Source organism: Inquilinus limosus MP06, assembly GCF_000767795.1.
GTDB lineage: Bacteria > Pseudomonadota > Alphaproteobacteria > DSM-16000 > Inquilinaceae > Inquilinus > Inquilinus limosus_E.
Genome location: NZ_JANX01000396.1, coordinates 1 through 5,966, shown reverse-complemented (window position 1 = coordinate 5,966; position 5,966 = coordinate 1). Strand labels below are relative to the sequence as shown.

General features: G+C 69.4%; 7 protein-coding genes. 6 read left to right on the top strand and 1 reads right to left on the bottom strand.

Going from position 1 to position 5,966, the window contains the following annotated elements:
* Positions 1 to 219 precede the first annotated feature (219 nt).
* The 5 genes from P409_RS24040 to P409_RS24020 all read left to right on the top strand — a co-directional run bounded on the left by P409_RS24040 (position 220) and on the right by P409_RS24020 (position 4,595).
* Positions 220 to 729 (top strand): type III secretion system chaperone family protein, encoded by a 510-nt coding sequence (locus tag P409_RS24040; RefSeq protein ID WP_034844611.1) that lies wholly within the window; start codon positions 220 to 222, stop codon positions 727 to 729.
* Positions 730 to 1,512: 783 nt separating this feature from the next.
* The gene (locus P409_RS24035; protein ID WP_202964785.1) at positions 1,513 to 2,232 is read left to right on the top strand and encodes a helix-turn-helix domain-containing protein; all 720 of its coding nucleotides are present in this window, start codon (positions 1,513 to 1,515) and stop codon (positions 2,230 to 2,232) included.
* Between the two features lie 81 nt (positions 2,233 to 2,313).
* Positions 2,314 to 2,766: a cupin domain-containing protein gene (locus tag P409_RS24030; RefSeq protein ID WP_034844609.1), complete on the top strand. Its 453-nt coding sequence runs from the start codon at positions 2,314 to 2,316 to the stop codon at positions 2,764 to 2,766.
* Between the two features lie 13 nt (positions 2,767 to 2,779).
* Positions 2,780 to 3,361, top strand: coding sequence for a dienelactone hydrolase family protein (locus tag P409_RS24025; protein ID WP_034844607.1), 582 nt, complete (start codon positions 2,780 to 2,782; stop codon positions 3,359 to 3,361).
* A 202-nt stretch (positions 3,362 to 3,563) separates the two neighbouring features.
* Complete coding sequence (locus tag P409_RS24020; protein ID WP_034844606.1) at positions 3,564 to 4,595, top strand: aldo/keto reductase; 1,032 nt, start codon at positions 3,564 to 3,566, stop codon at positions 4,593 to 4,595.
* Positions 4,596 to 4,610: 15 nt separating this feature from the next.
* On the opposite strand, the gene P409_RS24015 is transcribed toward P409_RS24020, so the two are convergent.
* Entirely contained in the window at positions 4,611 to 5,093 is a 483-nt protein-coding gene (locus P409_RS24015; protein ID WP_034844603.1) for a superantigen-like protein SSL4, read from the bottom strand.
* Positions 5,094 to 5,291: 198 nt separating this feature from the next.
* On the opposite strand from P409_RS24015, the gene P409_RS24010 reads away from it, so the two are divergent.
* The coding region (locus P409_RS24010) for a pyrroline-5-carboxylate reductase family protein (RefSeq protein ID WP_034844601.1) at positions 5,292 to 5,966 on the top strand (675 nt) is incomplete at its 3' end.

Sequence of the window (5,966 nt, the reverse complement as noted above, 5' to 3'; positions counted from 1 at the left end):
CCAAGGGCCGCAGGTCCCGGGCCAAGGCGGACTGAATTTCGTCACAAATCATCCACAACTTTTATCACAGCAGCGGTGCATATCGGTTGCGCCCAACAAGCCCTTGTGCGACCGTTGTCTTGGAAAGGCTGTAATGGGTAAAACCACTACACATTGGGTATTGGCCACGTATGAGGGGCATAGATGTGCCACCTCACCGCGGAACGGGAGCGGAGGATCATGACCACGGCGTCCCAGACCTTCGAGGAATCCGCCTTCACCCAAAACCCCCTCGACACGCTCGAGGAAATCATCGGTGCCAATGACTGGAGCTTCGAGCGCGCCAGCAACGAGGAGATGCTGGCCGAGGTCGCCGGCCGGTGGTGCAGCTATCGCCTGTTCTTCTTCTGGCAGGAGGAAATCAGCGCCATGCAGTTCTCCTGCCAGTTCGATCTGAAGGTGCCGGAGAAGAAGCGCCGCGACGTGGCGGAACTGCTCGGCATCATCAACGAGCGGATGTGGCTCGGCCATTTCGACGTCGACTCGGAGGAGCTGACGCCGATGTTCCGGCACACCACGCTGCTGCGCGGCGCCCAGGCGGCCAGCCAGGAGCAGCTGGAGGACCTGGTCGACATCGCGCTGACCGAGTGCGAGCGCTTCTACCCGGCCTTCCAGTTCATCCTCTGGGGCGGCAAGAGCGCCAGCGAGGCGGTCTCCGCCGCGATCCTGGACACCGTCGGCGAAGCCTGACGCGCTTCGGCCGATGCGGCCCTGACGGCAGGCCCGGCCTCGTGAGAGGCCGGGCTTTTTCGTGCCGGCGGGGCCGTCCGGTGGTGATGGTCAATGGGCGGGACGGGCATGAAGATCGGCCACCGGCCATTGGCGCGGGGACCATGCCGATTCATCCCTATTCATCCCTATGCGAAGCGCCTCCCGTCATGGATGCGGCCATAACCGCATGCCCGGCGTTCCGGATCGCGGGCCGACCTCCGAGAATCGTCGGCATTTTTCTGAAAGGGCCGAACTTTTCTGAAATACCCGGCCCGGGAGATGTGCCTCTTTGCACAGGCCGGAGTGACGGGGGCATTGGCTTGGCCGGACAGCCATTCGCCGTGCCTGACGCATCGAGGCAGATCCCGGCTCCGGCCAAAGCCAGGATCAATCGATGACCTAGAAAGACCGCCGCGATGGCGCCGAGCGGGCCGGGCGCCGGTACGGCACGGCAGGCCCGAACATCGTCCGACGGCGTGGCCCGGGACGCGTCCCGGAAGCGACGCCGTATGCCCGGTTTTGGAACGCATCATGCCCACTCTCCCGGCTTCACGGCCCTTCGGCGGCAGCCCCGGATCCTGGCCACGGCCTGATCCCCTGCCGCGGCGAAAGGCCGAAGGGCGACGGAACGGCTACAATCTCCTCGACGTCATTCCCCAGCCCGCGGGGCCGCGAATCGCGACGCCGCGGGGCGGCGCGTTCCATTCGATCCGCCCGCCGGGATCGCAGACTTTCCTGGCGCAGGATCATTGCGTCGGGATCATGCTGGCCCCGGCGCCCCGCTTCCGGGCGACGCTCGGCAGCGACAGGCCCCAGATCTACGACGCGCCGACCGGGGCGATCGCCATCGCCCCGGCGAATGTGGACAGCACCCTGGTCTGGCCGACCAGCCGGGAGAACGCGATCATCGCGATCACGCCGGAGAGCCTGCAGGAGCTTGCCGCACTGGAGTTCGACGCCGCCGATGTGGAACTGCAGCCGCCCCCCTTTGGCGCCATTGATCCCTGGGCGCTGCGCATCGCCCAGATGCTGAAGGCGGAGCTGAACCAGCGCGAGGTGCCGAACGAGCTGTATGTCGATTCGCTGATCACCATCTTCGCCATCCACATGCTGCGCCACTATTCGGGGGTTCGAACGCCGCCTCCGACCGTCCAGGGCGGGCTGTCCCGTCAAAGTGCCGGGCGGGTGCAGGATTTCCTGGCCGACAACTTCTCGCGCAAGCTTTCGGTGGCGGAGCTGGCGGAGATCGCCGGCCTGCCGCCGCGCCGTTTCATCCAGGCCTTCACCAGGACCTTCGGCGAGCCGCCGCACCGCCATATCGTCGGCCTGCGGCTGTCCTTCGCCGAGAAGCTTCTGATCCAGGGCGAGCTGACGATCGCGGAGGTTGCCTATCTCAGCGGCTTTTCCAGCCAGAGCCACCTGACGACCGCGATGCGGACCGCGCGCCAGACGACACCGAGGGCGATCCGGGGAGGTCGGTGACAGGCCGGCGCGACGACGGCCATGTGCCCTCGCCACGGAATCGTGCTACGCCGGCTCCGCGCTGGTCGCTGGGAGACTGCCATGCCCAAGATCGACATCGCCGCCGTGCCGGAACGCAAAGGCTCCGGCTATCCGCATCCCTTCGACGCGCCCTGCGCCGACCGCATCCGGCAGCGGCTGAGCAATGCCGGCGGGCTGACCGATTTCGGCGTCAACCTGATGCGGCTGCCGCCGGGCGGCTGGTCCAGCCAGCGCCACTGGCATTCGGCCGAGGACGAGCTGGTCTATGTGCTCGAGGGCGAGCTGGTGCTGATAGAGGACGGCGGCGAGACCGTTCTGCGCGCCGGCGACTGCGCTGCCTTCCCGAAGAACTCCGGCAACGGCCACCACATGATCAACCGCTCCGGCGCCGTGGCGGTGTATCTCGAGATCGGCTCGCGCTCGCCCGACGACGTGATCACCTGCTCCGACGTCGACATGATGAGCCCCAGCCGCGACGGCCGGTTCCTGCATAAGGACGGCACGCCCTACTGATCCGGAGGTGACGATGGCCGAGGTCCTGATGTTCCACCACGCCCAGGGGCTGACCCCGGGGCTGCGCGCCTTCGCCGACGAATTGCGGGCCGCCGGCCACACCGTGCACGCGCCCGACCTGTTCGACGGGCGCATCTTCGGCAGCATCGACGAGGGCATGGCCTATATCCGCCAGGCCGGGTTCGACGAGCTGCGGGAGCGCGGGGTGCGCATCGCCGACGGCCTGCCGCCCGGCCTCGTCTATGCCGGCTTCTCCTTCGGCGTGCTGCCGGCGCAGAAGCTGGCCCAGACCCGGCCGGGCGCGCGTGGGGCGCTGCTGTTCTACTCCTGCATCCCGATCAGCGGCGACTGGGCCTTCGGGCCGTGGCCGCAGGGCGTGCCGGTGCAGATCCACGGCATGGACGCCGACCCGGTCTTCGTGGGCGAGGGCGATATCGACGCAGCGCGTGAGATCGTGGCCACGGTGCCGGATGCCGAGCTGTTCCTGTATCCGGGCGAACAGCACTACTTCGCCGACGGCTCGCTGCCCTCCTACGATGCGGCAGCGACGGCACTGCTGACCCGGCGGGTGCTGGAGTTCCTCGACCGGGCCTGACCCTCATCAGGATTGTGCTCCGGATCCGATCAATCGGATCTGCACAATCTATTTGTCGGATTTAACCGGGCATTCCATTCTGGATCCGATCCACCGGCGCAGCAGGCGTCCGGCTTTCCTGTTCGCATTGCTCTCCAGACGGCGGCGGCTCCCGGCGATGGCGCGGGCGCCCGGCCTCGACCATTCCGACGGGAGGAAGACCATGGAGTATCGCAAGCTCGGCAACAGCGGCGCCGTCGTCACCGCCTGGTGCCTCGGCACCATGACCTTCGGCAAGGAGTCCGACGAGGCCACGTCCTTCGCGCTGATGGACGACTATGTCGAGGCCGGCGGCAACTTCCTCGACACCGCCGATGTCTACAGCGCCGGCGTGTCGGAGGAGATCATCGGGCGCTGGCTGAAGGGCCGGCCGGGCATCGCGCAGAGCCTGGTGATCGCCAGCAAGGGCCGCTTCCCGATGGGGCAGGGGCCGAACGATCTCGGCCTGTCGCGCAAGCATCTCGGCGCGGCGCTCGACGCCTCGCTGCGGCGCCTGGGGGTGGAGCAGATCGACCTCTACCAGATGCACGCCTGGGACGCGCTGACGCCGCTGGAGGAGACGCTGCGCTTCCTCGACGATGCGGTGCGCAACGGCAAGATCACCTATTACGGCTTCTCCAACTTCCTCGGCTGGCAGCTGACCAAGGCGGTGTGGCTGGCGAAGGCCAACGGCTACGCCCCGCCGGTGACGCTGCAGCCGCAGTACAACCTGCTGGTCCGCGACATCGAGCACGAGATCGTGCCGGCCTGCCTCGACGCCGGCATCGGGCTCTTGCCCTGGTCGCCGCTGGGCGGCGGCTGGCTGTCCGGCAAGTACAAGCGCGACCAGATGCCGACCGGCGCCACCCGGCTGGGCGAGAACCCGCAGCGCGGCATGGAGGCCTATGACGCGCGCAACGCCAAGGCGACGACCTGGGCGGTGATCGGCGCGGTCGAGGACATCGCCAAGGCGCGCGGCGTCAGCATGGCGCAGGTGGCGCTGGCCTGGGTGGCGGCGCAGCCGGCGGTGACCTCGGTCATCCTCGGCGCCCGCACCCGCGCGCAGCTGGCCGACAATCTCGGCGCCGCGACTCTGCGGCTGACCGCGGAAGAGATCGCGACCCTCGACACGGCCAGCAAGCCGCAGATGGCGGAATATCCCTACGGCACCGGCGGCATCAACCAGCGGAACCGCAGGATCGAGGGCGGCCGCTGACCGGAGCCGGCCCGGCTACTTGCCCAGGGCGACGCTCTGGGCCAGCAGCTGGTTGCGGATCTCGACATGCGGGAAGCCGACCACGGTCACCCGGCGGCCGCTGGCGAGCTTGCCGGGCTGGTCCGGCGGCACCACCACGGTCCAGGCCTCGGTCGGGGTCTGCAGGCGGAACGAGGTGACGCCGTTGCGGCGGGACACGCCGTCGATGCTGCCGGTCACGGTGATCGGCGAGCTGGTCGCGTATTCGCGCGGATCGGTCGGCGCCGCCCCGCCCGCCGTCGCCGAGACCGCGGGATGGCGCGGGTCGGGCGCGACCGGCGACCGGCGCGGCTCCTGCACCCGGGTGTCCGGCGGCACCGGGAAGGGCATCGCCTTTTCCGGCACGGTCGCGGGGGGCGGGGTGGTGGGCTGGACCACGGTGGTCTGGGCCCAGGCCGGGGAGGCGGCCACCAGGCCGGCGAGGATGGCGGCGCTCGCCGCGCGGGTGAGGGTGAGCATGGTTCGCGCTCCAAGTTCGGCGCCGGGCCAATGCCGGCGGCACGGCATGTGTGTCCCAGTCTCCGGCAGCGCCAGGGGGCGTGCACCTTAAGAATTGCAAATGTTCCGTCCAGGTTCCGCTTCGCTTCCGCGAAGGCGCTTGCGCCGGCCCGCCGTGGCGCCATGATGGCGCGTCTCGACGGAACGGGGAGCGACAGGGTGTCGGATCTGCTGCTGGTCGGCTGCGGCCGGATGGGAAGCGCGCTGGTGAAGGGCTGGCTGGCGGGGAACGCCGCCGACCGGATCTGGGCGGTCGAGCCGGCGGAGCTCGGCCTGGCCGACCCGCGGCTGCATCACGTCCGCGACGCCGCCGGGTTGCCGGCCGAGCTGGCGCCCGAGGTGGTGGTGCTGGCGGTGAAGCCGCAGATGATGCCCGAGGCGCTGCCGGCCTATCGCCGCTTTGTCCGGCCCGGCACGCTGTTCCTGTCGATCGCCGCCGGCCGCACTTTGGCGTATCTGGAGCAGGGGCTGGGGACCGAGGCCGCGGTGGTCCGTGCCATGCCGAACACGCCCGCCGCCATTGGCCAGGGCATCTCCGTGCTGGTGGCGAATGCCGCGGTCACGCCGGCGCAGCGCAAGCGGGCGGAGACGCTGATGCAGGCCGCCGGCCAAACCGCCTGGATCGAGGACGACGCGCTGATGAACGCCGTCACCGGCGTGTCTGGCAGCGGCCCCGCCTATGTCTTCTACCTGATCGAGACGCTGGCCGAGGCCGGCCGCGCCGCCGGGTTGCCGGCCGATCTCGCTGCGCAGCTGGCGCGGCAGACCGTGGTCGGCGCCGGCGCCCTGGCCGGGGCGGCGACCGAAACCCCGGCCGAGCTGCGCATCGCCGTG

What these genes read in the sequence shown, in the direction of transcription:
- P409_RS24020 (WP_034844606.1), top strand. Translation starts at nt 3,564, where the DNA reads ATGGAGTATCGCAAGCTCGGCAACAGCGGCGCCGTCGTCACCGCCTGG.
- P409_RS24025 (WP_034844607.1), top strand. Translation starts at nt 2,780, where the DNA reads ATGGCCGAGGTCCTGATGTTCCACCACGCCCAGGGGCTGACCCCGGGG.
- P409_RS24035 (WP_202964785.1), top strand. Translation starts at nt 1,513, where the DNA reads ATGCTGGCCCCGGCGCCCCGCTTCCGGGCGACGCTCGGCAGCGACAGG.
- P409_RS24040 (WP_034844611.1), top strand. Translation starts at nt 220, where the DNA reads ATGACCACGGCGTCCCAGACCTTCGAGGAATCCGCCTTCACCCAAAAC.
- P409_RS24015 (WP_034844603.1), bottom strand. Translation starts at nt 5,093, where the DNA reads ATGCTCACCCTCACCCGCGCGGCGAGCGCCGCCATCCTCGCCGGCCTG.
- P409_RS24030 (WP_034844609.1), top strand. Translation starts at nt 2,314, where the DNA reads ATGCCCAAGATCGACATCGCCGCCGTGCCGGAACGCAAAGGCTCCGGC.